Genomic DNA, 26,270 nt, shown 5'->3' with positions numbered 1-26,270 from the left:
GAATATACATCAAAAGATCAGAGGTGATCTCTATGGCAGAGAAACTGCTTCGTGTGATGACAATCGGATTCATAGGGATGTTTTACCATGCAAACGATGTTCATGCTGCCTCTATTCCATCAGGAAACATTTACTATAACAGCTTAGCGCCGTCTCCGTTTATTTTAGGTGTCATAATTGTAGGCGGTTGCATTATTGTTACATTATCTTATGTAAGTTGGAAAAAATACAAAGGGGAAAATGCAGGGAATAAGCCGGTCCGCAAAAACGACAAATCAGTTGACTAAAATAGAGATACTGACTAAAATTGACCTTATGATACAGTAATGGGGGTATTAAGAAATGGTCGCTTATTTGATTTATTTTGTCTTATTAATGATTGTACCGATGCTTGCATCAGGAAAAGTAAAAAGCACGTATACAAAGTACTCTAAAAAACCAACATCTTCCGGAATGACGGGCGCAGACGTTGCCAGGAAAATTTTAGATGATAATGGTTTGCATGATGTACAGATTGGAATGGTTAAAGGGGAATTAACAGATCATTATGATCCACGTAAAAAGCAAGTAAACCTTTCTGAAAATAATTACAACGGCAGATCGATGGCTTCTTCTGCTATCGCAGCACATGAAGTAGGCCACGCGATCCAGGATCAAGAAGAGTATGCATTTTTACGCTTTCGAAGTGCTTTAGTTCCAGTAGCAAACTTCGGCTCTAATATTTCTATGTTCTTAATCATTGCGGGTATGCTTATGCAAGCAAGTAATATGCTGCTTCTTGGAATTATCTTCTTCGCAGCTGCAGTGCTTTTCCAATTAGTGACACTGCCAGTTGAGTTTGATGCTTCAAATCGGGCGATGACCCAGATGGTTTCAGCGGGTATTATCCGTAACAATGAAGAACGGGAAACAAAAAAAGTATTAAATGCCGCCGCAATGACCTATGTTGCTGCAGCATTGGTTGCCGTTGCTGAGCTTATCCGCTTTATTCTTATCTTTGCGGCAAATAGAGACTGATATGTAAAAAAAGATGATCCGAAAGGGGTCATCTTTTTTTAGCTAAGGAATAAATATAAATAAAACCAAAAAAATCACTAGTTCTTTAAAATATTGGTATTCTTGCCGGGCAGATGTCCGCTCCGGGAAGCCGCTTTTCGCTGGCAACGTTCAGCCTTCTCGAAAGAAGCCCACTTTCTGCGGGGGCTTCACCTGCTGCTTTTCCCGCAGGAGTCGACAACATCCGCTCCCATCTATGTGGAATTACATTTTTATTTGCTTTTTTACAAAGAAATAACACAAATTCTAGCGATGGTTTTGATGGGGCAAGTAATCGCAATCCCAGTGTGAAGACCCCGCAGAAAAAAGCGAACTCCTTTTTTCTACCCACAGGGCATAAGTGTGACTTTACTTCTGTCTATGCCTATAGGCTTGCCAATCAGCAGGTCTTCTTTGAAGGAGATGAGCTCGGGGCCCACGGAAAGCGTAGTGTATTTCTTATTAGCCAATCATTCAGCTATGTAAGAGAAAGGAGCTAAGGATAATTTCCTAAGCTCCTTTTTATCTTGCCTAATCATTTAACGGCTTTTTATTCTCATCCAATGTGAAACCTTCTCCCATCACCTCATGCACGGTTGTCATCGAAACAAAGGCAGAAGGGTCTGTCTGATTAATGATGTTTTTCATCCGGACAATTTCATTTCGTGCGACTACACAGTAGAGCACATTCCTTTTCTCTTTGGAAAAGCTCCCCTGACCATTTAAAATTGTCACGCCCCGTTCCATTTTTTCCATAATCTGTTCTGCGATTTCTTCACTTTGATTTGAGATGATAAATGCTCCTTTTGCAGCGTATGCGCCTTCCTGAATAAAATCAATCACCCGCGCGCCAACAAATACAGCCAGCAGAGTGTACATTCCTTCAGACAGCTCAAGGAATGTCAGAATAGAAGTGATAATCACAAGAAAGTCAAAGACAAACATCGCTTTTCCGATACTCCAAGAAGTGAATTTGTTAATGATGCGGGCGATAATATCCACTCCGCCGGTTGTCCCGCCAAAGCGGAAAATAATTCCTAATCCAATACCGATAAACACACCTGCAAATAAAGCGACAAGTGTCATATCATCCTCTAATCCAATTTGAATCTGATAGATTTGAAAAATCCAGAGAAAAAGAGACACGGATAAAGTTCCAACCATGGTATAGACAAACGCATTCCTGCCTAGTATTTTCCATCCAATAAAAAATACCGGAATATTAAGGACAATATTCGAGATTGCCGGGTCGATATCCCATAAGAAGAAAAGCAGCAGGGTGATACCTGTAAAACCGCCTTCTCCTAGATTGTGCTGCATATTAAAATGGACAAGTCCAAAGGAAAAGATGGCTGCTCCTATTAAAATAAATACAATATTTTTTACTCGAACCTTCAACTTATTATGCCTCCTTATGTTCACGTTTCAACCGTAAAGCTGACGATGTGCCTATGTATGCAATTCCTAGTATTTACAGCTTGTTTATAGCCAATATCTATTATAGCCAATATAAAATCAAGTAACAATCCGCATACTGTACCAATTAGTTGTCAAAATCCTTGCTTTTAGCTAACATGAAAGAAGAGAAAAAAAGTATATTTATTTTAAAGAGGTGTCAGAAATGGAGAATACCAGCCATACATTAAAAGATGTCCAAAAACGTGTGGATCAATACATATCTCAATTTAAGGAAGGATATTTCTCTCCGCTTGCTTTGATGGCAAGATTATCTGAGGAGACAGGAGAATTAGCAAGAGAAATTAATCATTACCATGGTGAGAAGCCAAAGAAAGCAGAAGAGAAAGAAAATACAGTGGAGGAAGAAGTCGGCGATATGCTTTTTGTATTGGCCTGTTTAGCTAACTCGCTGGATTTTGATTTGTCGGATTCCTTCGAGAAATCGATGCAAAAATTTGAAACAAGAGATAAAAATCGCTGGACAAGAAAAGAGGAGGAAAATAATCATGGCAATTAAAATAATCGTAGCAGGTCCGAGAGGAAGAATGGGAAAAGAAGCAGTCCATATGATTTATGACACAGCTGATTTTGAATTGACCGCTTGTTTAGACCATAAAAATGACGGAAAGAAATTAAGTGATTTAGAAGGCTTTTCAGGTGATTTTAATGCCCCAATCTACACAGACATCGAAAAATGCTTTTCCGAGCAGCAGGCTGATGTATTTGTTGATTTAACGATACCTGAAGTCGGTTATAAACATACAAAAGCAGCTTTGAATCATGGCATTCGTCCAGTGGTAGGAACTACAGGATATACAAATGAGCAGTTAGAAGAGTTAAAACAGCTGACAAAAGAAAAACAAACCGGGTGTATTATTGCGCCTAATTTTGCTATCGGAGCTGTGTTAATGATGAAATTTGCAAAAATGGCAGCTGCCTATTTTCCGGATGTGGAAATCATTGAAAAGCATCATGATCAAAAATTGGACGCGCCATCCGGTACGGCGAAGAAAACCGCGGAGCTTATTCAGGAATCCAGAAAATCGAAAAAGCAAGGTCATGCCGATGAAGAAGAAACCATTAAAGGTGTCCGCGGGGGAGATTTTGATGGCATGCGTATTCACAGTATGCGTCTCCCTGGTCTGGTAGCTCATCAGGAAGTGGTGTTTGGCGGTGCCGGACAAACGTTAACCATCCAGCATGATTCGATGAACAGAGCCTCCTTTATGGACGGCATCAAAGAATGTGTCCACCAGGTCATGGATTTGGACGAGCTTATTTATGGTTTAGAAAATATTTTATAAGAAATAACAGATATAAATAAAGGGGGAGCCGTCATGAATGTTGCATTAATTGCGCACGATAAGAAAAAAGAAGATATGGTCGAGTTTACAACTGCTTATACACATGTACTAAAGAATCATCACTTATTTGCTACAGGAACAACAGGGACCCGGATTATGGAGTCAACAGGTCTTTCGGTCCATCGTTTTAAATCTGGTCCGCTTGGCGGCGATCAGCAGATAGGCAGTATGATTGCAGAGAATAAAATGGACATGGTTATTTTCTTTCGGGATCCGTTGACTGCCCAGCCGCATGAGCCTGATATCAGCGCGTTAATGCGGTTATGTGATGTGTATCAAATTCCTTTAGCGACCAATATTGCCGGCGGGGAAATTTTCATGCACGGGCTGAATCGGGGCGATTTTCAGTGGAGAGAAATCGTGAAGGAAGATTAAGAAAGAAGGGGAATTGTGAAGAAAATAGGAATTACATGCTATCCAACCATTGGCGGTTCAGGAGTAATCGCTACAGAATTAGGTAAGAAATTAGCGGAAAAGGGTCATGAAATACATTTTATCACCTCCAGTATGCCCTTTCGTTTAGAAAAAGTGTATGTGAATGTGTATTATCATCAGGTAGAGATGAGTCATTACCCTGTATTTCAATATCCGCCTTATGATTTAGCTTTAGCTGCCAAGATGGCAGAGGTGATCGACCGCGAAAAATTGGATATTCTTCATGTTCATTATGCGATGCCGCATGCTATTTGCGGTATTTTAGCAAGAGATATGGCGAAGCACCCTGTAAAAATTGTCACTACCTTACATGGAACAGATATTACTATACTGGGCATAGATAACACGTTAAAGCCTATTATCCGTCATGGTATCGAACAATCCGATGCAGTTACCGTTGTTTCAGAAAGCTTGCGTAAACAAACTGTAGACATGCTGGATATCCAGAAAGAAATGGATGTAATTTATAACTTTATTAATGAAAATGAATACTACCCCCAAAAAGGGGCGGAGCTGCGCAGCCAATTTCAGATAAATACTTCTGACAAAATTATGATTCATATCTCGAACTTTCGGAAGGTAAAACGGGTCCAAGATATCATAGATACCTTTAAAATAGTTAATGAAAGCATTCCTTCCAAATTATTATTAATTGGTGACGGCCCGGAATATTCAGATATGGTTCAGCATGTTAATGAATTAGGGCTGAAAACAGAAGTACATTTTCTGGGGAAACAAAATAATGTCAGTGATATACTGGCAATGGCAGATGTAATGCTGCTTATGTCTGAAAAAGAGAGCTTCGGGCTAGTATTATTAGAAGCGATGGCTTGCGGCGTGGCTGGGATTGGAACCAATGTCGGCGGTATTCCTGAAGTATTGACCCATGATAAAACAGGGTATATTGTAGAGCTTGGAGATATCGAACAGGCTGCATCATACGCTATTGAGCTTTTATCAGATCCGGAGAAGCAACACCAATTTTCAGAAGCAGCTATCGAGCATGTGCGGAATCATTTTGCATCCGCAAAGATTGTTAACCAATATGAAGCTTTATACGACAAGGTTTTAGAAGAAGGGAAAAGAGGCTAGAAGCATGCTACCATCTATTTTCCATAAGGCAGCAAACATAATTTCCATCATAGAAGAGCATCATTACGAAGCATACTTCGTCGGCGGCTGTGTACGCGATTATATTATCGGCCGTCCTATTCATGATGTAGATATTGCATCATCAGCTTTCCCTTCGGAAATACAAGCAATTTTCCCGAAGGTCATCCCGGTGGGAATCGAGCATGGTACTGTGATTGTCCGGTATGAACAGGAATCTTTTGAAGTAACTACTTACCGGACAGAAGGGACCTATACAGATCACCGCCGGCCGGATGAAGTTCATTTTGTCCGCGATATAAAAGAAGACTTAAAACGCAGAGATTTTACCATGAATGCCATTGCCATGGATGCCAATGGCAAGGTATTAGACCCTTTTGGAGGAAGAGAGGACATTGCCGGCAGACGAATCCAGACGGTAGGTGATGCAGCAGACCGGTTCAAAGAGGATGCTTTGCGCATTATCCGTGCGCTGCGTTTTTCCAGCCAACTAGGGTTTTCCATTGAAGTTAATACAAAAGAAGCTATGAAAAGCTGCAGAGCATTAATAGATAAATTAGCAGTGGAACGGTTAACCGTTGAATTAGAAAAATTATGTGCTGGTGCTTATTTTAGCAAAGCAGTGGAGTATATTTTTGAATTAGAGCTCTATCACCACCTGCCTATTTTTAAAGACACTCCGCTGCTGTTAAAGGAAATAGAACCTGTTGCTTCGCTTGCTCCTGTTTTTGCCTTTGTCGAGCTAAATAGTGAGTCTATCACAGCAGCAGACTGTACCAAGGCCTATAAATGTTCCAATCAATTAAAGCAGCAAGCAAACACGCTTGTAGATGCATATCATCGCTATAAAGAGAATGGAATAGATGCCTGGTTTGTCTATCAGCTGCCAAGGAAACAGTGGGACTTTTTCATATACTTAGTAAAACAGACAGATAAGAAAATCATCGATATAGAAGTATTTTATTCTATCCGGAAGAAGCTTCCTATTTTATCTAAAAAAGAGCTTTGCGTGAATGGATATGATTTAATGAAATGGTTTCCTGAACGTCCAAAAGGTAAATGGATAAAGCAGCAATTAGATGCAATAGAATATCAAATTGTTACCTCCAAGCTGGCAAATGAAAAATCGAAAATAAAGGACTGGATACAATGGAATCTACCCGTTCAAGATTAATCAAACTATTATCCGAAAATAAAATGAGCTACATCTCTGGCCAAGCGCTCTCTGAACAATTAGGCATTTCCCGGAATGCAATCTGGAAGCATATGAAGGATTTGGAAAGTGATGGCTATCATATTGATGCGAAAAGAAGTCAGGGCTACCGGATTGTTTCGTTTCCGGATAAAGTCAGCAGTAATACGATCCGCTGGGGTTTGGAAACAAAATGGATGGGGCATCATATTATTCATAAAGAGGCAACACCGTCGACTCAAATCATTGGACACGAAGCAGCACGGGACAATGCTCCGGATGGCACGATCATCATTGCAGAGGAACAGACAGCAGGCAGAGGAAGAATGAAAAAGAATTGGTTTTCGGATAAAGAAGGTTTATGGGCGACCCTCCTGCTCAGACCGCCTATTCCACCAAATAAAGCTTCCGAACTGACGCTGTTAACAGCAGTTGCTTTAAGAAAAGCACTCCATCAGCTGACCGGATTACCCATCGGTATCAAATGGCCGAATGATTTATTGATCGGAGATAAAAAACTCTGCGGTATTTTAACAGAAATGCAGGGAGAGCAAGACCGAATCAATTATGTTTTAATTGGTATCGGCTTAAATGTGAATCAGGATGAAGCGAGCTGGGATGCTTCCATTCGGGATATTGCAACCTCCTTAAAAAGAGAGTCCGGGAACAGCTGGGATAAGATTAAAATCGTTCAGACAATATTAAAGCATTTTGAAAATACATATGAGATGTATTTAAACTATGGTTTTAAAGCTATTAAATCGGAATGGGAAGAACATGCCTTTAAAATAGATAAAAATATTAAAATCAAAACATTTCATGAAGAGTGGACCGGCCGATTTTTAGGGATTACTGACGAAGGAGCCCTGATTGTGGAATCAGCGGAAGGCAGTCCTGTAACGCTCTATTCTGCTGAAATCACATGGTTTGACCGCTAGAAAAAATAAAAATTAGATTGGAGGTGATCTGTTGCGATATGTTGTGATTGACCTGGAAACGACCGGAAATTCTCCGTCAAAGTCGGGAAAAATAATTGAGATAGGCATGGTTGCGATTGAAAATGATGAAATTAAAGAAACAAAGACGACCTTATTAAATCCGAATCAGCCTATCCCTCCATTTATTTCTCATCTGACAGGGATTCATGATGGAGAAGTAAAGGACGCCCCGTTATTTAGCGATGAAGCGGAAGAAATCACCCGGATTTTAAAGGACAGTTATATTGTTGCACATAATGCCGCCTTTGATGTCGGCTTTCTCAATATGGAATTAACGTCGAACGGTTATCCCGAATTAAAAAATCAGGTTCTGGACACAGTGGAGCTGTCGAGAATATTATTCCCGAGTATATCCAGTTATAAATTGAGTCATCTGGCTGCGCATTTCGAGCTGCATCATGACGATCCGCACCGTGCTTTATCAGATGCGTATGTAACGGCAAAGCTATTTATGAAGTTAAAAGAGAAATTAGATCATCTCCCATATGAAACGTTATTTAAACTAAAAAATCTCGAAGAAAAACTGCAATCCGACTTAGCGGCTATCCTGGATAACCGCCTGGAAGAAATAGCATTCCGAGAGCATCCGGATAAACAAATAAAGCATTATCAGGGTCTTGCTTTTCGTATGTCTGAAAAAGAGATGAAATCTGATGCGCAGATAGACATATCGTTCGGAGAATACTTAGATGCCGTTTATGAAGAGCAGGGATCGCTTTCGAGAGCCTTTTCTTCCTATGAGCCAAGGAAAGGGCAGCGGCAAATGTCAGAGACGATTTATGATGCCTTTTCTGCAAAAAAACATGCGTTTATCGAAGCGGGCACCGGCACAGGAAAATCTTTAGCTTATTTATTGCCAGCTGTTTACCAGGCTGTTAACCAACGTGAACGCCTCGTCATCAGCACGTATACAACTCAATTGCAGAGCCAGCTGCTGGAAGAAGAAATTCCTTTATTAAGGAAAATTATCACAAGCCCTTTTAAAGTGGCTTTAATGAAAGGAAAAAATCATTACTTAAATTTAGAAAAGTTTCTTTATGAGCTTGATTACGGTCCAAAGGATAATTATGATTTTGTCCTGACAAAAGCGATATTACTTGTATGGATCACGGAGACAGAAACAGGGGATATTGATGAGATTCAACTGCCGGCAGGGGGCTATATTTTCTTTCAGAAGGTTTCTGCTGATGTAGAGAAAACAATGAACCCAAAATCGCCCTGGTTTCACCATTCCTATTATCAGCTGGCCAGACGAAGGGCACAAAAAGCTGATGTTGTCATTACGAATCACGCCTTGCTTTGTACGGATATGTTTAATGACTATGCTTTTTTACCAAGCTATCAAAAGGCCATTATCGATGAGGCGCATCATTTTGAAGAAACAGCATCCCATCATTACGGGCTAAAATTGGATTACATACAAATGCAATTTACATGTAATTATTTAGGGACAGCTGATGAGGATAAACAATTCAGTTCCGTTCTGAAAGCTTCTGATATAGGACAAAGAGAAGCATTAGCTCATAAATGGAATACAGCTATCAGAGAAGCGAAGTATGATATTGACGAACTTTTTCATCTGATTGAGCGCTTTGTCAGGTCACAGCAGAAGAACGATAAAGCAACCAGTGATTTGGGAAGAGTCCAATATCGTATCAAGCCGGAAACCTATCAGCAGGATTCCTGGCAGCTTGCTCAGGATATGGCGGCACGATTGCGTATGCATTTTCAGAGGCTGTTGGAAGTTTTATCTCAATTAATGGATGCATATTCCGTGGACAATGGAGATGAAAAACAATTTCTGGAAGATATCGGTCAAATGCAGGATGCGTTAGTAAAATATATAGAAGATTTAAAAGTGATGTTCCAGGAACAAAATGAGGTAGCATTGATTAAATGGGCTGAAGTAGATTTAAAAGGAAAGCATCATAGTGTATTCCTTTACAGTGAGCCGGCGGATATCGCGCCGATACTGGCTGAAGAATTTTTCTCCCAAAAAGAGAGTATCATCTTCACCAGTGCGACATTAACAATGGGAAGCTCCTTTACATTTATAAAAGAAAGATTAGGTGTAGCTGAGCAAGATTTATTAACAGAGCAAATTGCTTCCCCGTTTCAGTATGATAAACAGGTGCAATTGTTGATTCCAACTGATTTTCCAGATATTAAATATGGAAACATTGATGATTTTGTTTATGCTGTATGTGAAGCAATCTTGTCGCTGGCAGAGATTACTTCAGGCAGAATGCTTGTCTTGTTTACCTCCTATGACATGCTGAAAAAGGCAAATGATTTGTTAAAGGAAATGATGACAGAGCAGCAATACGTCATTATTGCCCAGGGAGTGACAAGCGGAAGCCGAAGCAGGTTAAAGAAAAATTTTCAATCCTATAATCAGGCAATCCTGCTTGGAACAAGCTCTTTCTGGGAGGGCGTAGATATACCAGGAGAGGATTTATCGGCGCTTGTAATGGCAAGGCTGCCTTTTCAGCCGCCAAACCATCCTGTTTTTGAAGCGAAGTCGCATCAGATGAAAGAAGAAGGAAAAAATCCGTTTATGAACCTGTCCTTGCCACAGGCAGTTATTAAATTTAAACAAGGTTTTGGGCGGTTAATCCGTTCCTCAGAAGACAGAGGAATTGTATTTATTTGCGATGGACGGATTAAAACAGCTAAATACGGGAAATACTTTTTGGAATCCATCCCCTCCGTACCTGTTCATTATGAAGCAACACGGCATTTGATAAGTAATGCCGAAGAATGGTTTCATCAATAAATAAGAACAGCTGCTCATCAGCGGGAATATTTCCTCCCCGCTGATGCAAAGTTATTTTTTAACGGTATTTGTTTACAGAAACCGCACATCTAGGTATAGTAAATGATGAAAGATAATCTTAGAAGAAACGGATGGAATGACATGAGGGAATCAAAAAATAGATGGGTATTATGGACATTGATTATAATCACAGTCCTCTTGCTTATCGGAATAGGCTACAGCATTTATTTATATCAAATAATCAACGATAGCCGGACAGCAGGATTTGATAACACGAAAAATCAAATAGAATCGCAGACCTCTTATCAAAATGTTCATTCGATACAGGGCTACTATGGGGAAAATAATTACCACGTATTTTATGCGAGTAATGAAGACAATGAGGAGCGTCTTGTTTTTCTCCCGTTAGAAGGGGAGGAACGTGAATTAATTGCGATTGATACGGAGGATATGATGAGTGAAGAGGCTATCATAGATGCCTGGTCATCCAGCTGTGATACATGCCGCTTTGCAGATATCAGCCCTGCCTATGAAGATGGTCAGGCTCTGTGGGAAATTACGTATCATGATAAAGATAATCGGTTTGTCATGGATTATTATTCGATTGATGGACAGAGTCTGGAAGAAAGATACACGTACGATAAAATGTTCCCATAAGCGGATGAAGCTGCCGGAAAACAGTAAAAGAATCATCTTTTTTAGCAGAAAGACACAACAAATAAGAAACGTTTAATAACAAGTTGGAGGATTTTAAGATGAAGATAACAATTCAAGAAGCACCGAAACACGTAAACGAGGAGGTAACCATTGGCGGCTGGCTGGCAAATAAACGATCAAGCGGCAAAATTGCTTTCTTACAGCTTCGTGATGGTACCGGATTTATGCAAGGTGTGGTTGTGAAAAGTGATGTTTCGGAGGAAGTATTCTCAGATGCTAAAAATCTGACGCAAGAGACATCTTTATATGTTACCGGAAAGATTGTAGAAGATACGCGCTCTGATTTCGGCTATGAAATGCAGGTAAGTCATCTGGAGGTTATTCATGAAGCAACAGATTACCCGATTACGCCAAAAAATCATGGCACGGAATTCCTGATGGATCATCGTCATTTATGGCTTCGTTCTAAAAAGCAGCACGCCGTTATGAAGATTCGCAACGAGATTATCCGGGCTACCTATGAATTCTTTAATACGAACGGTTTTGTAAAGGTGGACCCGCCTATTTTAACCGGTTCCTCTGCTGAAGGTACAACCGAGCTTTTCCATACGAAATATTTCGATGAAGAAGCCTATTTATCTCAAAGCGGACAGCTTTATATGGAAGCAGCGGCAATGGCATTAGGGAAAGTATTTTCATTTGGGCCGACGTTCCGCGCAGAAAAGTCAAAAACAAGAAGGCATTTGATTGAATTTTGGATGATTGAACCAGAAATGGCATTTATGGACCACGAAGACAGCTTGCAGGTACAGGAAAACTATGTCAGCTTCATTGTACAGTCTGTGTTAGCGAACTGTAATTTAGAACTGAAAATATTAGAAAGAGATACATCTAAACTCGAGAAAATCACAGCTCCATTCCCGCGTATCAGCTATGATGATGCAGTAGAATTCTTAAAGGAAAAAGGCTTCGATGACATCGAATGGGGAGAAGATTTCGGTGCGCCGCATGAAACAGCAATTGCCGAAAGCTATGATAAGCCTGTTTTCATTACAAATTACCCGAAAGACATCAAGGCTTTCTATATGAAGCCGGACCCGGAACGTTCCGATGTTGTGCTATGTGCTGACTTGATTGCTCCGGAAGGCTATGGAGAGATTATCGGCGGATCACAACGTATTGATGACCTGGAATTAATGGAGCGCCGTTATGAAGAGCATGGACTTACTGGACCAGCGTATGCATGGTACTTGGAACTTCGCAAATATGGCAGTGTTCCGCACAGCGGATTCGGCTTAGGCCTGGAAAGAACGGTAGCCTGGTTATCCGGAGTAGAACATGTTCGCGAAACGATTCCATTCCCAAGACTGCTGAATCGTTTATACCCTTAAAAAAGCTTTAAGTGTCATATCAGAGGCGTTGGAACCTCTGTTTTACAAATACGCAATCCCTGGATTACGTTATGATTATCCATAAATCCCTTGCTCGTAAGCGAGGGGTTTTTCCTATCTTCATTATGAAAAAATGCTATACTGTTATCTGAGGTGCTAGAATGAATAAAAAAATAAATTACCAAGAAATTATCCAAGATCAAATGACTGTATCCAAAAAATTGCTGACAACTTATTACGAATTAGGTCTAAATGAAACAGAACTTATTTTACTCATACAGATTACCCGTTTTGCTGATGAAGGAAACCATTTTCCAACCCCTTTTGAATTGGCCCAATCAGGGAGTTTTTCAGAAGAAGAGGCGGCCCGTATGCTGCGAAAATTAGTACAGAAAGGGTTTCTGTCTATTGAAAAAAATGATTCTGAGCAGACGCCTATCAGTGAATCATATTCTCTAGAACCATTAATGGAAAAATTATATGAGGAAGATATCGCTGTAGTTAATCGTGATGAAGAAAACATAGGGAATATCTTTATTTTATTTGAACAGGAATTTGGAAGACCTTTGTCGCCATTTGAAATAGAAACTATTAACAGCTGGCTGGATGAGGACGGAATAGAACCATCATTAATAAAAGCAGGGCTGCGTGAATCGGTACTTATGAGCAAATTAAATTTCAAATACATTGACCGTATTTTAAGAGAATGGAAGAAAAAAGGGATCCACACAGTACAGGACGCCAGAAAATCAAGTCAGCAATTTCATCAGGGCAAATCAGATAATAATCATCAAACCAATACACGTCCTAAAAGAGATACATCCTTTTATTATAATTGGCTGGAAGGAGATTGAGTTTATGCTGAATAATACACAAATTAGAGAATGTTTAGATGCCATGGCAGAAATGTTTCCAGATGCAGAGGGGGAGCTTGTGCATTCTAATCCCTTTGAGTTAGTTATTGCTGTTTTGCTTTCTGCACAATGTACAGATAAATTGGTTAACAAGGTAACAGCAGATTTGTTCCAAAAATATAAAACACCGGAGGATTATCTTGCGGTGCCATTAGAAGAAGTGGAAAATGATATACGTTCTATTGGTTTATACCGGTCCAAGGCAAAAAATATCCAAAAGCTTTGCCGGACATTAATTGATAATTATAATGGGGAAGTCCCGAAAACGAAAGACGAATTGGTTAAACTTGCCGGTGTCGGCAGAAAAACAGCAAATGTCGTTGCTTCTGTTGCTTTTAATGAACCGTCAATTGCCGTGGATACCCATGTGGAACGGGTATCCAAGCGCTTAGGTATCTGCAGATGGAAGGACAGTGTTGTAGAAGTAGAAAACACACTGATGCGCAAGGTCCCAAGAGATGAATGGAGTGTCACACATCATCGGATGATTTTCTTTGGGCGCTATCATTGTAAAGCCAGGAATCCCAATTGTCCCGAGTGTCCATTATTGTATCTCTGCAGAGAGGGAAAAAAGCGGATGAAGAAAATAGAGGTATGAGCTCCTTAGAAAAAACAATAAAAAATAATCCCGGCCCATCAAAAAGGACCGGGATTATTTTTTTATTCCTCTGTGTTTTCTTCATCATTGCCATTGTTGTTGTCTGATTCGTTCTGAGGCGCAGGGTCATCCGTGCTTTCCTCATCGGAATTGCTTTCTTCCTGCGGCGCTTCCTGATTATCTGAATCCCCGTTGCTGTCACCATTATCGGAGGAATCATTATTTTCTTCTTCATTCCCATTATTTGAATCATTATCATCTGTGTTCGTATCTTCGGATGAATCCGATTCAGAGTCAGAGCCCGAATCGGAATCGGATTCGGAGCCAGAATCAGATTCCGATTCTTCCTCGTTCTCATCTTCTGGAGGCTCTTCCTCTTCCGTTTCTTCTTCGTCTTCTTCCTCTTCTGCTTCAGGCACAGTCACGCTTGTAGATGAAGAAGGGCCGCGGAGATCGCTGTTTTCTTCACTTATTGGCGTGACGGAAATATTGTAGTCGCCTGGGGTAACTCCGCTTACGTTGATACTATTTGAGCCTACATTTTCAGTATCTCCATTTACGCTTACTTCAAAGTTAGCGGATGGGCCATCATAGCCCCATGAAACATTAATGGTTTCATTTCCGTCATATTCAGCGGAAAGACCGCTCACTCCTGGTATTTCTTCGTCTTCTTCCTCTTCTTCGTCATCCTCGCCGCCAGGTACTTGAACAGTTGTTGTAGCTGGATCACTGCTTAATGAGCCTCTTTCGGCTATAACCTGTATCGTATACTCTGCGCCTTCTTCCACATCCGAAATTTCCATAGATGTGTCACTGGTAGAAGAGAGGGACTGCATACTGCCGCCATCAATGCTGGCACTTACGTCGAAATTAACATCTTCTTCCGAATCAGTATCATAATCCCAAGAGACTTCAATGGAATTATTGTCTTCATTATAGCTTCCAGACAGCCCGCTTACGGCGTCCAGCTCTTCATAGCGTTCAGAAACCTGACTCGGTTCCGTGCCCTTGACAAATAACTCAGTCACTTTGCTATCACTTGGTGTACTGTCACTTGCCAAGGCAGCCGGATTGGTTCCTTTTTCGATGGCTAACTCAACGACGGAGTCAGGACGGGTAAAGTCAGGCGTATCGATTCCTTCTGATAAATGACTCATTGTCTGTCTGAATATTTGCTGAGACAGGGTAGTATCCTGAAGCGGTACACGGCCGCCGCCTTCTGAATCATAACCGCCAGTCCACGCTGCGATTGTATAGTTTGTTGTATAGCCGACAAACCAGGCGTCCCGGCTTCCTTCTTGGCCATCCATTGTCGTTGTTCCGGTCTTACCGGCAACGTCCAGTCCAGGCACTGCTGCATTTGTACCAGTACCAGAGCTGACCACAGATTTAAGCATATCGGTTACCATATAAGCTGTATAATCTTCCATCACTTGTTCAGACTCCGGTGTTAAATCAATTTCCCGGCCATCTGAGAATTCTACTTTGGTTACAGCGTACGGCTCTGTGTAATTACCTTCATTCCCGAATGCGCTATATGCTCCTGCCATTTGCATCGGGGTAACTTCTGTTTCTGTCCCGCCAATTGCTTCACGGAGATCAAGGTAATCTGAATCAAATTCAAAGCCCAGATTTTCAGCAAATTCCTTAGAATTTTCAGGACCGACTTCTTCCATCAGTTTTACTGCTGGGACATTTAACGATTGCTGCAGTGCATATCTCGCAGTTACCCAGCCGTTATAGGTTCTAGTGGCATTCCTTATTGGATTCGAACCTTCAATTTCATAAGGGCCTTCATCATCTAACTGATGGTACGTTGACATTTGATTATATTCAATCGCCGGTCCATAAGACATAATCGGTTTTGCAGTGGAACCAGCCTGTGTTGTACCTCTTGTAGCATAATTAAAACCGCCTTCGTTATTCAGACTGCCGCCGATTGCTTGGATAGCACCGGATTGTGTATCTAATACAACCATGGCTCCCTGTGTATTATCAGGGTAACTGATTGACGATTCTTCCTCATCAAGCAGGCTTTCAACATATGGCTGTGCATCGGGATCAAGCGTTGTATATACTTTCAACCCATCCGCATCAAGCTCTACATCGTCTAGTTTTTCGTCGATTTCTTGACGAACCTGATCAATAAATGCATCGTATGGTGTCGGATCAGGACGATCTTCTGTTAATAGAGAAGTAACATCGACACTTCTTGCCTCATCTGCCTCTGCTTCTGTAATCTTGCCATGGCGCACCATTAAATTTAATACGGTGTTCATTCGTTCTTCCGTCAATTCCGGATTTTCAAATGGGTTATAGGCTGTCGGCCGCTGCGGCAAACCAGCTAAAATAGCAGCTTCCGGCAAAGTAAGATCATTTAAATCCTCTTTTCCAAAATAGGTTTCTGCTGCCTGAGCAACACCATAGGAATGACTGCCGTAAAAAATACTGTTTAAGTACATTTCCATGATTTCTTCTTTGCTATATTGTCTTTCCAGCTTCATTGCCATCCACATTTCCTGGACTTTAATGCTTATTTTCTTTTCATTACTTAAAAATGCACGTTCTACTACCTGCTGTGTAATGGTACTTGCACCTTGAGAGCCAAATCCGCCGGTAAAGTTCCCGCGAATCGCTCCGCCGATACGTCTGACATCGATTCCGTTATGGTCAAAAAAGCGGACATCCTCTGTAGCTGTGACAGCATCGATAAGTAAATCCGGCAGTTCTTCAAATCTTACTTCCTGCCTTTTTTCATCTGAACTTAAATTGGCAAATTGATCGCCATTTTTATCGTAAAGGGTTGAAGCAAAAGGAACGGTTAACTGCTCTTCATCAATATCCGGTGCGGTTGCAATCCAATAGGCACCGACAGCAGTGCCGCTTAAGAATAAAATCAATAATAATAACAAAGTAATTTTAATGATTTTTTTCCAAATCGGCTGTTTCTTTTTCTTCTTTGTTTTCTTTCCTTGCTGCTTTCTTCTAGCAGCTCTTGTTTGGCTCGTTTGATCTGCCATTTTTTATACCTCCATATCTATAGGTAGAGCTTATCAACAACAGATAAAAAATCAACTTTTTTCTGGTAATGAAAGGGGACAGGGTGTCCCAATTGTTTTACATGATTATAAGAAATTGATTTCTTACCACCATCAAATTGCTCCTGCCAGCAAACAAATAAATCTTTTGCATCGAATAGATAAGTTTCTTCATAAGCTCTAAACCGTAAAATAATAAAGCTGATTCCACCGTGCTTTATTACTTGCTGCATGTGATGAACTTGATGTTCATGGATATTGGCAAGCGGAAAGGATGTTTTATTTTTCGTTTCCTTTGCCTCAAAATCAATATACTTTCCTTTATAAATGCCGTTGTAATCAGTAGTTGATGCTTGTTTAAAGTATGCTTCGGTAATTACTGCAGCACTCCGTCTTGGATAATGGACATTTACAATTTGCACGGGTGTCGGTTTTTTATGAATAACTGCCTGTCCTTGTATTCGATAAAAATCAGTGGTTTCATTTATTTCTTCTTCAAGCGTCATTCCTCTCCTGCTAAAACTTGTTTGCTTTGGTTTTATGGTTAGTGGTTTCCGCTGACCATTTGGATAATTCATTTTGCCAAGCCTCCTAACACTCTATCCTAAATGAAAAACAGCAATATTGAAACATTACTGTTTCGGGCAGGATACATATAAAACCAGTACACCATATATTATAATATAAATTCAAGAAGGAAACGAATTATAGCGTGCGAAATCTGAAAAGATATGGACAAAATATGGAGAAATCAAATCATGTACTTTCCTTTGCCTCAGCCTTACATAGTCTACGCAAAAATGCATCTATTCATAAGGGTTGAAGCTTAAAAAATAACCTAATTATATTTCGCGGGCAGGGTGCACCCGCAAAATAAAATTAGGTTATTTGCTGAAAATACTTTTTAACTTAAGTGGAAGGACGGTCAGGACCTGCTATTTTTTTATCTCTTGTTTTCTCATTGTTATTCTTTTTGTTATTTGCATTCGTTTTTTGCTGTCCTTTTGACGGTTTCATGAATATTAACCTCCTTTTTCCTTGTAAATAGCTGCTTTCGTTTATTTACTGTATTCCTCTTGAAGGAAGAGTTGATGAAACCTCCAGCAGCATAAGGCTTCAATATATAGCTTGTCTAATTTTGTGCAAATCATTACAGTTTTGCACTAGTTTTGTTTTGATTATTCTAGTTTTGTCGAATGGGAAGGAGGTTTCCCTTCTCACGTGGAATAAGTAGCGCATCCACTTTTAGAAACGAACGATTTTATTTTTAAATATATAGGAGGAGAATAAAATATGTTACTTTCAAAATCTGCCCTTCCCGAAGAAAATAAAGGATACAGCAAAAAGGATATGGAAGCACAAATAGAACAAATTCAGGAACAGCTTGCATTAATTCATTTTAAGTTAAAAGCAAAAGTAGATAGTGAAGTATGGGTGCAATTTCAAACAAAAACAAATAGTTTAAAACAAACCGAACTGGAATTTCAAAGACTAAAACAGCTATTATAATCATTTACAGGTGATTTTATGTGTTGTTCATGACTTTTCTATCTATTATATGATAAAATTTATTTAACGATTTTATATAAAAGCATGCAGTTTGAAATTGAAGGATGACTATTTAAAATGAAACTCAGCGAACAAACAGAGAAGTTAAATCACCATTTAGAAACACTTCGGGAGAGGTTTGAGAAAAGCGAAGCTCCCAGTGACCGAAAAGACCGTTCATTTTTTAATATGGTAAAAGCAGAAACAGCTCCTATCTATGATTTATTAGAAAGCTGGGAGAGAGATGCTTCAGCCGCTGTAAAAGAAAGAAAAGCATCCGTTCACCCAAATCAAGTTCAATCAACAAGGGAGAATATGGAATTATTGTTAATGCATAGTTATTATTTGGATGTCAGAAGAAAAAGATATATGGAATTATATACATCCATTCGATATGTTTTTGATTTACTGCTGGATACCTTGGAAGAAGAAGATAAATAAAGAGAGATGCGAAAGCGTCAGGAGGAACATTCACATGAAAGAAAAATTACTCGAAGAAGCAATTCAAATCAGAGCTAGAGCGTATGTACCCTATTCCGAATTTCCGGTAGGTGCCGCACTGTTAACAAGCTCAGGGAAAATCTATACGGGATGCAATATCGAAAATGCTGCCTATCCATCTACCTGCTGTGCAGAACGGGTTGCTATTTTTAAAGCTATTTCGGACGGAGAGACAGAATTTACAGAGATGGCTGTTGCAGCAGATACAAAACGTCCAGTGCCTCCATGCGGGACGTGCAGGCAGGTGATGAGTGAATTTTTTGCTCCTGATATGACCATCCACTTAACTAATTTAAACAAAGATGTACAGACGCTAACTACAGATCAATTATTACCTTTTTCATTCCAAAAGGAAGATATGGATTAAAAAGCCTTTGCGTTTATCAGAAAGCGTCAAACCGGCAATGATAACCTTTTTTTTAATGGAAATATTGGAGAGATTTATAAATTTTAGAAGGAGACTGATATTCAGTTTCCTTTTTTATGTTATAATAGCTTTAATAAATATAGAATAATGTTAAAATAAAAACACATGATGAAAAATGATAAGTAATAGTATATTTCAGAGGTGATTTGGTAATGAGTATTGATCGCGTTCAACTTAATGGAAAGAAAATTTTAGAAAAAGATTTTAAAACAGGAATCAGAGGGTATTCTCAGGAAGAAGTAGATGAATTTTTAGATATCATTATTCAGGATTATGATAATTTCAAACAGGAAATTGATCGTCTAAACGAAGAGATCGAAAAATTGAAAAGCAATCGTCCAGCAGCAGAAACACCTAGAGCACGTTCTACACAGCAAAGCTCACAGGTTAATTATGACGTGTTAAAACGCTTATCCAACCTTGAAAAAGCTGTATTTGGAAAAAGATACGCTGATTCAGAAGAATAACTGAAGAGATGATTGATTTTTTTAAAGAACTTTGCTAAACTGTTTTAGGCTGCTTAAATGTCTATGTAATCGCTATGTCCATTTTTGGATGTAGAGGAAAGTCCATGCTCACACAGGCTGCGATGCCTGTAGTGTTCGCGCTTGATGAAATCATAAGTCAAGGTAGTTTTTAATAAACTAACGGCAGACGAGCTGTACTAAGTCACTTTTTGTGATATGTCAGCTCTCTTGAAAGTGCCACAGTGACGTAGCTGGTTTGGAAACATACCAGGTGGAACGAGGTAAACCCCGCGAGTGAGCAACCCAAATAATGGTAGGGGCATCCTTTAGTAGGGAATGGAACCGAACAAGGGACAGCAACAGCTGTAGATAGATGATTACAACCGGCGTACAAGGCTTGACCACCGTTTGCAGTACAATGGAACAGAACATGGCTTACCGGACATTTAAAGGTCGTGCTGATGAACAAACAGATTCTATTTCCAATTAAATGAAATAGAATCTTTTTTTCTTTTAATGATAAACCTACTAATAATGACTAATGACCGAGAGGAATATTTAAAAATGAAACAAGTAACTTTAATTGCTACAGCAGCGATGGGACTTGAATCAATTGTTGCAAAAGAAGTAAGAGATCTTGGATATGAAGCCACAGTAGAAAACGGAAAAGTTATCTTTGATGCGCCAATTTCCGCTATCCCAAGATGTAATTTATGGTTAAGAACCGCTGACCGCGTAAAAATTCTTGTCGGCAAATTTCAGGCCAAGACATTTGATGAATTATTTGAACAGACTAAGGCGCTTCCCTGGGAAAGTTATATTGATGAAACAGGGCAGATACCTGTATCAGGCAAATCTGTCAAATCGACGCTATACAGTGTGCCAGATTGCCAAGCTATTGTGAAAAAAGCAATTGTAGAACGAATGAAATTAAAATATGGACTCATAAATAAGCTGGAGGAATCCGGAGCGCTCTACAAAACAGAAATTGCTCTATTAAAGGATGAAGCAACACTGACGATTGATACTTCCGGGACAGGCTTACACAAGCGAGGATACCGTGTCGGGCAAGGGGAAGCTCCTTTAAAAGAGACACTTGCAGCAGCGCTTGTTCAATTAACCAACTGGAAGCCTGACCAGCCTTTAACCGACCCATTCTGCGGCTCTGGAACGATTTTAATCGAGGCTGCACTCATCGGCCAAAACATTGCACCCGGATTTAATCGTGAATTTGCTTCAGAGGAATGGAGTTTTGTAAAACAGAAGCATTGGGATGCGGCTTTTGGAGAAGCAGAAGAGGTAGCGAACTATGACCAGCCTTTATTTATCACTGGTTCGGATATCAGCCATCAGCTGATTGAAACAGCACAGGCAAATGCGCTGGAAGCAGGGCTTGGTGATTTGATTGAGTGGAAGCAGATGCAGGTCAGCGATCTTACAATCAAGCAAAAGGACGGGTATTTAATCACGAACCCGCCATACGGAGAACGTTTAAGCGATAGGGAAGAAGTAGAGAAGATGTATCAGGATCTGGGGACTATCATGCGTCATCATCCATCCTGGAGCGCATACATTATTACGGCGTATGAGCAATTTGAAAAAGTATTTGGAAAACCAGCCACAAAGAAACGTAAGCTGTTTAATGGTTTTATCCAGACGAATTATTATCAATATTTCGGGCAGAAAGAGGATTAGAACCCCTCGTAATCATGCATTAAAGACGGCAGCAGGTAATCATGGAAAAACGATTACCTGCTGCCGTTTTTTATTATTTTTCAAATGAATTCTTTTTGTCTTGTTCAGACACGTGCTTTTCTGCAATCTATTAAAAAAATTCTTTTTCAATTTCCGTTAACTCACGGTCCAGCTTATGCTTAAAATCAGTTTCGAGATGTTTATATATTTTTCTGTTCATCATTTATTGAATTACTTCCCCTTATAAAATACCGTCAAATGGAGGAGATCCTGGCGGTGCATTTTGAATAATATCTATCATCGGAATCGTATATGCAAATAATATCAAAGCAATTGTGATTCCAATCCACAGCTTCCAATTTTCCATCCATTGCGGTGTAGGCTGTGCATCCTCTTCTTCTTCCGCAATAGGGTATTCTTCTTCCCCTTTAGGAGCAAATGCGATTAAATCCACAAAAATGTATACCATCAGTACAATACCGATAAACAAGAGGGTGCCTCCAACAGCCTGTGCAGTCTGATAACCAACCCATTCTGCCGCTTGCTCGGTACCGCCGTATTCGGAGAAGGAGGATCTTCTTGGTCCTCCTAAAAGTCCTTGAATATGCATTGCCCCAGACATAATAAGCATCCCGACAGCCCAAATAATGGTTTGATAAATTCCCAGCTTATGAATCTTTGGCGTCAGCTTTCTGCCTGTTAAATGCGGTATTAACCAGTATGCAATCCCAAAGAAAGTGAGGAGTACTGTCGTCGCAATCGTTAAATGAAAGTGTCCTGTTACCCAAATCGTATTATGAACAAGCGTATTCAATTGGTGAGATGCGTTAATAATACCGCCTGCTCCGCCAGGGATAAACGCAAGCATTCCGACAAACGGAGCTACAAAACGGACGTCCTTCCAAGGCAATTTTTTAAACCAGTCAAACAGTCCGGTTGCACCTTGTTTTCTGCCTGTAGTTTCAAACATAGCAAACATTGAAAATGCAGTCATTAAACTTGGTACAATAACCATAAAGGTAAGAACTACCTGAATAAACTTCCATGTTGGATCAATTCCAGGCTCTGTAAGCTGATGGTGAAAACCAACAGGAATGGAGAAAAATAAGAATAAAACAAAGGAAAGCCTTGCTAACGAATCACTGAATATTTTTCCGCCAATAATCTTTGGTATAATCGCGTACCATGCCATATATGCAGGCAATAACCAGAAATAAACCAGCGGATGGCCAAAATACCAGAATAATGTCCGGCTTAACAGAACATTAATCGTCTCTGCATACCCTAATGACCATGGGATAAATTGGACCAGCACTGCGACTGCCACACCAATGGAACAAATAACCCACATAATCATATTAATCGTAACCATAAATGCTAACAGCGGTGTTTTCTGACCTGGATGCGCTTTTTTCCAAACATAGACCTGATGCCAATTTACAAAAGCCGCAATCCAAGAGCCAACGACCACAAGCGCAAGCCCGATATAAAAGATAGGGTGTGCTTTTAATGGCGCATAGAAGGTATATAGAACATTTGCTTCTCCCAGTAAAATGGCTGTTCCTGTTAAAGCTGTTCCTATCGTCATCGTCCAAAAAGACAGCCAGCCCAGCTTCCGTTGTTTATCGGACATTCCGACGGTTTTACCTAATAAGGAATATTGAAAGCCGATAATGAAGAAGGTAGTCAGTACTAATGCCAGGATAACGCCGTGTAAAGTAAGAATTTGATAATAGCCGATACCAAGCGGAAGTTCAAAATCGCCTGAACGCACCAATACTTGTAATAACCCCATTAATCCTCCAATAAATAAGGAAATAAATGCAACATACATAAAGGAAAGATATAATTTCGCTTCCGGTTTTGTAATCGGTAAGGGTGTTACATTAATTTCTTCATTCGGCTGCTGTTTCATTGCCAGACTCATCGTCGACCACCTCCACTGTCGCAAACATCATATGGTGTCCTACACCACAATATTCATTACATACTAATGTAAATTCTCCCGTTTGATTAAGCTCTACTTCCAAGCTGCTGATATATCCGGGCTCCACCATCATATTGACGTTGGTGCCGGCGATATTTAATCCATGGATAACATCGGTTGTAACTGCCTGAAATAAAACGGTTGATCCTTTAGGTATTTCAATGTGAGATACCGCGTTACCTTCCCCGTCATCACCTAAATCGTAACTGAAGGTACTCGCAACAATATTAACAATATATCTATCATCATCTACTTGTGTCAGTCCGAGGTTTTCTCTCTCGAAAGCCTCGTTTGCTTCTACATTCTCAGGGTCAATGGTCACACCGTGACTTTGCGGATGTGTACCTAAATAGAATGCCCCGAATCCAAGTATCAGCAGAAATAATACAAGTGCTCCGCCGCCGAAGATAAGCCATATCTTCTCGTATTTGTGTAAGTGCATCTTCTTTCTCCTCCTTCTTTATCGCGATAAAAATAATAAAAATACTGCAAACCAGCTGATAAGAATAACAACCCCTATAGTGATAACGGAAAAAAATGTACCCTTTAAATTAGTTTCAGGTTTTTTCATGTGATTCACCCCTTTTGTAACTTCTTGCCTATATGACTATCATATCGAAAATAAGTCTTGTGTACGTTATCAAATCGCACTTTTCACAATTCGTTCACTTATTCACAAATAAGGTGATTTGACTATTTTACAAACTTTTTGGTTAGAAAAGTTTATGTCTTTTTGGTGAACAAATAAAGAAAATCATTGACAAAATGTAATAGTACGGATTCAAAAAGTATGGTCCATTTTATAGGGTTTTTGCCTATCTCCTTATGAGGGAAGCATTGCATCATGCATGATATAAAAAGGGGACGGAGGGTTGGACTGGTTTGTTTAAAGCAATGAGATTTTCTATGTTTCCTGCAAAAGCAGGCAAGGCAATTCGATTATTCACTTCGATGGCATCCGCAGCAGAGGTGAGACCTTACCTGAAGGAATCATTCTTGATTACCAATAAAAAAAGCAGAACCCCTCTCAAGGATCCTGCTTGCATCTATAATAGTTTTTATTTTTTCTCAACGTTTGCCGCTTGTGGACCGCGTTCGCCTTCCACTACATCGAAGACAACTTCTTGTCCTTCTTCTAATGTTTTAAAGCCTTCTTCTTGGATAGCAGAATAATGTACGAAAATATCATTCCCTTCCTCTAATTGAATAAACCCGTAACCTTTTTCTGCATTAAACCATTTTACTACTCCGTTTTCCATGTTAAATTTCCTCCTAAATACTTCCACGTAAAACGCGTGTGATTACAAAGCAGAAGAACGAAATATGAAAAAGGCAGCCTTCGATAGAAGAACGGGATCATAATCATCCACTTCTGTCTATCGAAGCTGCCTTTACTTTCTAATGATTCCGTGCTATCTTCTTTGCTTGTACCCATATTAGCTTAAATTTTTTTCGTAGTCAAGAAAACCTTACCATTTTCTATAATAATCAAAAGGTTTTGAATATATATGATTTATTTTCTTTTCTCTAAATGGATTAATTTAAAGTTGAGAAACATATAGGCCATGAATTTCTGTTATAATAGGGTTGTTTAAAAACCTGAGGATAGATAAAGGGAAATGAAATAATATAGTCAATATAAGCTCTTGCTAAAATATTTTAAGTTCAGGAGACATATTATATAGAGGAGGATTATAAATGCAGGGAGAACAAGGCTACTTAGATTTATGCCGTAAAATATTAGCTACGGGAGAGAATCGTGATGATCGGACAAACACAGGTACTTATTCCGTTTTTGGCCATCAAATCCGATTTGATTTACAGAAGGGGTTCCCGTTGTTAACTACAAAAAAAGTTCCGTTCCGATTGGTTGCTACTGAATTATTATGGTTTATCAAAGGAGATTCAAACATCCGTTATTTACTGGAACATAATAATAATATCTGGAACGAATGGGCTTTTGAGAAATGGATTAAAAGCGCGGAGTATACAGGCCCGGATATGACAAACTTTGGGATACGCAGCCAAGAGGACGCTGCCTTTAAAAAAGAATATGACCAGCAAATGGAGCTGTTCAAAGAGAAAATACTCCAGGATGATACCTTCGCTCAGACGTATGGCGATTTGGGTTCTGTCTATGGGAAACAGTGGAGAGATTGGAAAACATCTAAAGGAGAATCCATCGATCAATTAAAAGAAACCATTGAAGCAATTAAAAACAACCCAAACTCCAGACGCCACATTGTATCTGCTTGGAACCCGGAGGATATTCCGACGATGGCCCTGCCTCCATGTCATACGCTGTTTCAGTTTTATGTAGCGGATGGAAAATTATCCTGTCAGCTCTATCAGCGCAGTGCAGATGTGTTTATCGGTGTTCCGTTCAATATTGCCAGCTATGCACTGTTAACGCATTTAATTGCACATGAATGCGGGTTAGAAGCGGGCGAGTTTGTTCATACCTTTGGAGACGCACATATCTATTCCAATCATATAGAACAGGTCAACCAGCAGTTAGAAAGAGATATCCGGGAGATGCCGGCATTAAAGATAAATGCCTCTGGAAAATCGATTTTTGATATTGAAATAACGGATTTGGAAATCGAAAATTATCACCCGCACCCAGCCATTAAAGCGCCAATCGCCGTTTAAATAATGAAGCATACACAACTGAATGGA

Annotated in this window: 26 protein-coding genes and 1 other RNA gene; 20 read left to right on the top strand and 7 right to left on the bottom strand. The window is 39.8% G+C overall.

What is annotated here, in order from left to right:
- Positions 1 to 32 precede the first annotated feature (32 nt).
- Both ACW0TQ_RS05155 and ACW0TQ_RS05150 read left to right on the top strand, forming a co-directional pair.
- Positions 33 to 287 (top strand): sporulation protein YpjB, encoded by a 255-nt coding sequence (locus ACW0TQ_RS05155; RefSeq protein ID WP_042534119.1) that lies wholly within the window; start codon positions 33 to 35, stop codon positions 285 to 287.
- A gap of 55 nt (positions 288 to 342) precedes the next feature.
- A complete protein-coding gene (locus ACW0TQ_RS05150; protein WP_042534117.1) occupies positions 343 to 1,017 on the top strand; it encodes a zinc metallopeptidase in 675 nt (224 codons plus the stop codon).
- A gap of 549 nt (positions 1,018 to 1,566) precedes the next feature.
- Here the strand turns inward: ACW0TQ_RS05150 and ACW0TQ_RS05145 are convergent.
- Positions 1,567 to 2,433, bottom strand: a complete 867-nt coding sequence (locus ACW0TQ_RS05145; RefSeq protein WP_042534115.1) for a YitT family protein — start codon at positions 2,431 to 2,433, stop codon at positions 1,567 to 1,569.
- Positions 2,434 to 2,656: 223 nt separating this feature from the next.
- Here ACW0TQ_RS05145 and ACW0TQ_RS05140 point away from each other — a divergent pair, with 223 nt between their 5' ends.
- The 11 genes from ACW0TQ_RS05140 to nth all read left to right on the top strand — a co-directional run bounded on the left by ACW0TQ_RS05140 (position 2,657) and on the right by nth (position 13,928).
- Positions 2,657 to 3,010, top strand: coding sequence for a nucleotide pyrophosphohydrolase (locus ACW0TQ_RS05140; RefSeq protein ID WP_042534113.1), 354 nt, complete (start codon positions 2,657 to 2,659; stop codon positions 3,008 to 3,010).
- On the top strand, positions 3,000 to 3,797 hold the full coding sequence (gene dapB / locus ACW0TQ_RS05135) for a 4-hydroxy-tetrahydrodipicolinate reductase (RefSeq protein WP_193062176.1): 798 nt from the start codon (positions 3,000 to 3,002) through the stop codon (positions 3,795 to 3,797). The genes ACW0TQ_RS05140 and dapB overlap by 11 nt, the downstream gene beginning before the upstream one ends.
- 33 nt (positions 3,798 to 3,830) lie before the next feature.
- Positions 3,831 to 4,232, top strand: coding sequence for a methylglyoxal synthase (locus tag ACW0TQ_RS05130; RefSeq protein WP_042534109.1), 402 nt, complete (start codon positions 3,831 to 3,833; stop codon positions 4,230 to 4,232).
- A gap of 15 nt (positions 4,233 to 4,247) precedes the next feature.
- Positions 4,248 to 5,384 carry an N-acetyl-alpha-D-glucosaminyl L-malate synthase BshA gene (bshA, locus tag ACW0TQ_RS05125; RefSeq protein WP_455725403.1) on the top strand — a complete coding sequence of 379 codons (1,137 nt, stop codon included), beginning with the start codon at positions 4,248 to 4,250 and terminating at the stop codon, positions 5,382 to 5,384.
- A gap of 4 nt (positions 5,385 to 5,388) precedes the next feature.
- Entirely contained in the window at positions 5,389 to 6,576 is a 1,188-nt protein-coding gene (locus tag ACW0TQ_RS05120) for a CCA tRNA nucleotidyltransferase (protein ID WP_042534106.1), read from the top strand.
- On the top strand, positions 6,552 to 7,532 hold the full coding sequence (locus ACW0TQ_RS05115) for a biotin--[acetyl-CoA-carboxylase] ligase (protein ID WP_256704714.1): 981 nt from the start codon (positions 6,552 to 6,554) through the stop codon (positions 7,530 to 7,532). Before ACW0TQ_RS05120 ends, ACW0TQ_RS05115 begins: the two co-directional genes overlap by 25 nt.
- 31 nt (positions 7,533 to 7,563) lie before the next feature.
- A complete protein-coding gene (dinG, locus tag ACW0TQ_RS05110; RefSeq protein WP_455725402.1) occupies positions 7,564 to 10,368 on the top strand; it encodes an ATP-dependent DNA helicase DinG in 2,805 nt (934 codons plus the stop codon).
- Positions 10,369 to 10,509: 141 nt separating this feature from the next.
- Entirely contained in the window at positions 10,510 to 11,025 is a 516-nt protein-coding gene (locus ACW0TQ_RS05105; protein WP_042534101.1) for a hypothetical protein, read from the top strand.
- Between the two features lie 98 nt (positions 11,026 to 11,123).
- Positions 11,124 to 12,416: an asparagine--tRNA ligase gene (gene asnS, locus ACW0TQ_RS05100; protein WP_042534100.1), complete on the top strand. Its 1,293-nt coding sequence runs from the start codon at positions 11,124 to 11,126 to the stop codon at positions 12,414 to 12,416.
- A 161-nt stretch (positions 12,417 to 12,577) separates the two neighbouring features.
- Entirely contained in the window at positions 12,578 to 13,270 is a 693-nt protein-coding gene (locus ACW0TQ_RS05095) for a DnaD domain protein (RefSeq protein ID WP_455725401.1), read from the top strand.
- A 4-nt stretch (positions 13,271 to 13,274) separates the two neighbouring features.
- Positions 13,275 to 13,928, top strand: a complete 654-nt coding sequence (gene nth, locus ACW0TQ_RS05090; protein ID WP_042534096.1) for an endonuclease III — start codon at positions 13,275 to 13,277, stop codon at positions 13,926 to 13,928.
- Positions 13,929 to 13,990: 62 nt separating this feature from the next.
- Here the strand turns inward: nth and ACW0TQ_RS05085 are convergent, their stop codons facing one another.
- Both ACW0TQ_RS05085 and recU read right to left on the bottom strand, forming a co-directional pair.
- Entirely contained in the window at positions 13,991 to 16,948 is a 2,958-nt protein-coding gene (locus ACW0TQ_RS05085; protein WP_455725400.1) for a transglycosylase domain-containing protein, read from the bottom strand.
- A 17-nt stretch (positions 16,949 to 16,965) separates the two neighbouring features.
- Positions 16,966 to 17,544 (bottom strand): Holliday junction resolvase RecU, encoded by a 579-nt coding sequence (recU, locus tag ACW0TQ_RS05080; RefSeq protein WP_193062172.1) that lies wholly within the window; start codon positions 17,542 to 17,544, stop codon positions 16,966 to 16,968.
- 715 nt (positions 17,545 to 18,259) lie between these two features.
- Here recU and ACW0TQ_RS05075 point away from each other — a divergent pair.
- The 6 genes from ACW0TQ_RS05075 to ACW0TQ_RS05050 all read left to right on the top strand — a co-directional run bounded on the left by ACW0TQ_RS05075 (position 18,260) and on the right by ACW0TQ_RS05050 (position 21,604).
- Positions 18,260 to 18,475 carry a hypothetical protein gene (locus tag ACW0TQ_RS05075; protein ID WP_042534092.1) on the top strand — a complete coding sequence of 72 codons (216 nt, stop codon included), beginning with the start codon at positions 18,260 to 18,262 and terminating at the stop codon, positions 18,473 to 18,475.
- Positions 18,476 to 18,592: 117 nt separating this feature from the next.
- The gene (locus ACW0TQ_RS05070; RefSeq protein WP_042534091.1) at positions 18,593 to 18,955 is read left to right on the top strand and encodes a DUF1798 family protein; all 363 of its coding nucleotides are present in this window, start codon (positions 18,593 to 18,595) and stop codon (positions 18,953 to 18,955) included.
- Between the two features lie 34 nt (positions 18,956 to 18,989).
- A complete protein-coding gene (locus ACW0TQ_RS05065) occupies positions 18,990 to 19,382 on the top strand; it encodes a cytidine deaminase (protein ID WP_042534089.1) in 393 nt (130 codons plus the stop codon).
- Positions 19,383 to 19,594: 212 nt separating this feature from the next.
- A complete protein-coding gene (gene gpsB, locus ACW0TQ_RS05060) occupies positions 19,595 to 19,909 on the top strand; it encodes a cell division regulator GpsB (RefSeq protein WP_042534087.1) in 315 nt (104 codons plus the stop codon).
- A gap of 57 nt (positions 19,910 to 19,966) precedes the next feature.
- An RNA gene (gene rnpB, locus ACW0TQ_RS05055) (RNase P RNA component class B) lies at positions 19,967 to 20,352 on the top strand.
- Between the two features lie 121 nt (positions 20,353 to 20,473).
- A complete protein-coding gene (locus tag ACW0TQ_RS05050) occupies positions 20,474 to 21,604 on the top strand; it encodes a THUMP domain-containing class I SAM-dependent RNA methyltransferase (protein ID WP_193062171.1) in 1,131 nt (376 codons plus the stop codon).
- 241 nt (positions 21,605 to 21,845) lie between these two features.
- Here ACW0TQ_RS05050 and ACW0TQ_RS05045 read toward each other — a convergent pair whose 3' ends face one another.
- The 4 genes from ACW0TQ_RS05045 to ACW0TQ_RS05030 form a co-directional block, all read right to left on the bottom strand.
- Entirely contained in the window at positions 21,846 to 23,519 is a 1,674-nt protein-coding gene (locus ACW0TQ_RS05045) for a b(o/a)3-type cytochrome-c oxidase subunit 1 (protein ID WP_379542575.1), read from the bottom strand.
- Positions 23,500 to 24,033, bottom strand: coding sequence for a cupredoxin domain-containing protein (locus tag ACW0TQ_RS05040; RefSeq protein ID WP_212928184.1), 534 nt, complete (start codon positions 24,031 to 24,033; stop codon positions 23,500 to 23,502). The genes ACW0TQ_RS05045 and ACW0TQ_RS05040 overlap by 20 nt, the downstream gene beginning before the upstream one ends.
- 18 nt (positions 24,034 to 24,051) lie before the next feature.
- Positions 24,052 to 24,162, bottom strand: a complete 111-nt coding sequence (locus tag ACW0TQ_RS05035; protein ID WP_455725399.1) for a cytochrome c oxidase subunit 2A — start codon at positions 24,160 to 24,162, stop codon at positions 24,052 to 24,054.
- 487 nt (positions 24,163 to 24,649) lie between these two features.
- Positions 24,650 to 24,850 carry a cold-shock protein gene (locus ACW0TQ_RS05030; RefSeq protein WP_042534079.1) on the bottom strand — a complete coding sequence of 67 codons (201 nt, stop codon included), beginning with the start codon at positions 24,848 to 24,850 and terminating at the stop codon, positions 24,650 to 24,652.
- Between the two features lie 439 nt (positions 24,851 to 25,289).
- Here ACW0TQ_RS05030 and ACW0TQ_RS05025 point away from each other — a divergent pair, with 439 nt between their 5' ends.
- Positions 25,290 to 26,243, top strand: coding sequence for a thymidylate synthase (locus ACW0TQ_RS05025; protein ID WP_289585152.1), 954 nt, complete (start codon positions 25,290 to 25,292; stop codon positions 26,241 to 26,243).
- Positions 26,244 to 26,270: the final 27 nt, after the last annotated feature.

This window comes from Oceanobacillus sp. M60, from assembly GCF_053839645.1.
Note: the sequence above shows the minus strand (reverse complement) of the source record. Positions and strands in the feature narration are given on the sequence as shown.

Coding starts and splice junctions, on each gene's coding strand:
- ACW0TQ_RS05155 (WP_042534119.1), top strand. CDS start 33: ATGGCAGAGAAACTGCTTCGTGTGATGACAATCGGATTCATAGGGATG.
- ACW0TQ_RS05150 (WP_042534117.1), top strand. CDS start 343: ATGGTCGCTTATTTGATTTATTTTGTCTTATTAATGATTGTACCGATG.
- ACW0TQ_RS05140 (WP_042534113.1), top strand. CDS start 2,657: ATGGAGAATACCAGCCATACATTAAAAGATGTCCAAAAACGTGTGGAT.
- dapB (WP_193062176.1), top strand. CDS start 3,000: ATGGCAATTAAAATAATCGTAGCAGGTCCGAGAGGAAGAATGGGAAAA.
- ACW0TQ_RS05130 (WP_042534109.1), top strand. CDS start 3,831: ATGAATGTTGCATTAATTGCGCACGATAAGAAAAAAGAAGATATGGTC.
- ACW0TQ_RS05120 (WP_042534106.1), top strand. CDS start 5,389: ATGCTACCATCTATTTTCCATAAGGCAGCAAACATAATTTCCATCATA.
- ACW0TQ_RS05115 (WP_256704714.1), top strand. CDS start 6,552: ATGGAATCTACCCGTTCAAGATTAATCAAACTATTATCCGAAAATAAA.
- ACW0TQ_RS05105 (WP_042534101.1), top strand. CDS start 10,510: ATGAGGGAATCAAAAAATAGATGGGTATTATGGACATTGATTATAATC.
- asnS (WP_042534100.1), top strand. CDS start 11,124: ATGAAGATAACAATTCAAGAAGCACCGAAACACGTAAACGAGGAGGTA.
- ACW0TQ_RS05095 (WP_455725401.1), top strand. CDS start 12,578: ATGAATAAAAAAATAAATTACCAAGAAATTATCCAAGATCAAATGACT.
- nth (WP_042534096.1), top strand. CDS start 13,275: ATGCTGAATAATACACAAATTAGAGAATGTTTAGATGCCATGGCAGAA.
- ACW0TQ_RS05085 (WP_455725400.1), bottom strand. CDS start 16,948: ATGGCAGATCAAACGAGCCAAACAAGAGCTGCTAGAAGAAAGCAGCAA.
- recU (WP_193062172.1), bottom strand. CDS start 17,544: ATGAATTATCCAAATGGTCAGCGGAAACCACTAACCATAAAACCAAAG.
- ACW0TQ_RS05075 (WP_042534092.1), top strand. CDS start 18,260: ATGTTACTTTCAAAATCTGCCCTTCCCGAAGAAAATAAAGGATACAGC.
- ACW0TQ_RS05070 (WP_042534091.1), top strand. CDS start 18,593: ATGAAACTCAGCGAACAAACAGAGAAGTTAAATCACCATTTAGAAACA.
- ACW0TQ_RS05065 (WP_042534089.1), top strand. CDS start 18,990: ATGAAAGAAAAATTACTCGAAGAAGCAATTCAAATCAGAGCTAGAGCG.
- gpsB (WP_042534087.1), top strand. CDS start 19,595: ATGAGTATTGATCGCGTTCAACTTAATGGAAAGAAAATTTTAGAAAAA.
- ACW0TQ_RS05050 (WP_193062171.1), top strand. CDS start 20,474: ATGAAACAAGTAACTTTAATTGCTACAGCAGCGATGGGACTTGAATCA.
- ACW0TQ_RS05045 (WP_379542575.1), bottom strand. CDS start 23,519: ATGAAACAGCAGCCGAATGAAGAAATTAATGTAACACCCTTACCGATT.
- ACW0TQ_RS05040 (WP_212928184.1), bottom strand. CDS start 24,033: ATGCACTTACACAAATACGAGAAGATATGGCTTATCTTCGGCGGCGGA.
- ACW0TQ_RS05035 (WP_455725399.1), bottom strand. CDS start 24,162: ATGAAAAAACCTGAAACTAATTTAAAGGGTACATTTTTTTCCGTTATC.
- ACW0TQ_RS05030 (WP_042534079.1), bottom strand. CDS start 24,850: ATGGAAAACGGAGTAGTAAAATGGTTTAATGCAGAAAAAGGTTACGGG.
- ACW0TQ_RS05025 (WP_289585152.1), top strand. CDS start 25,290: ATGCAGGGAGAACAAGGCTACTTAGATTTATGCCGTAAAATATTAGCT.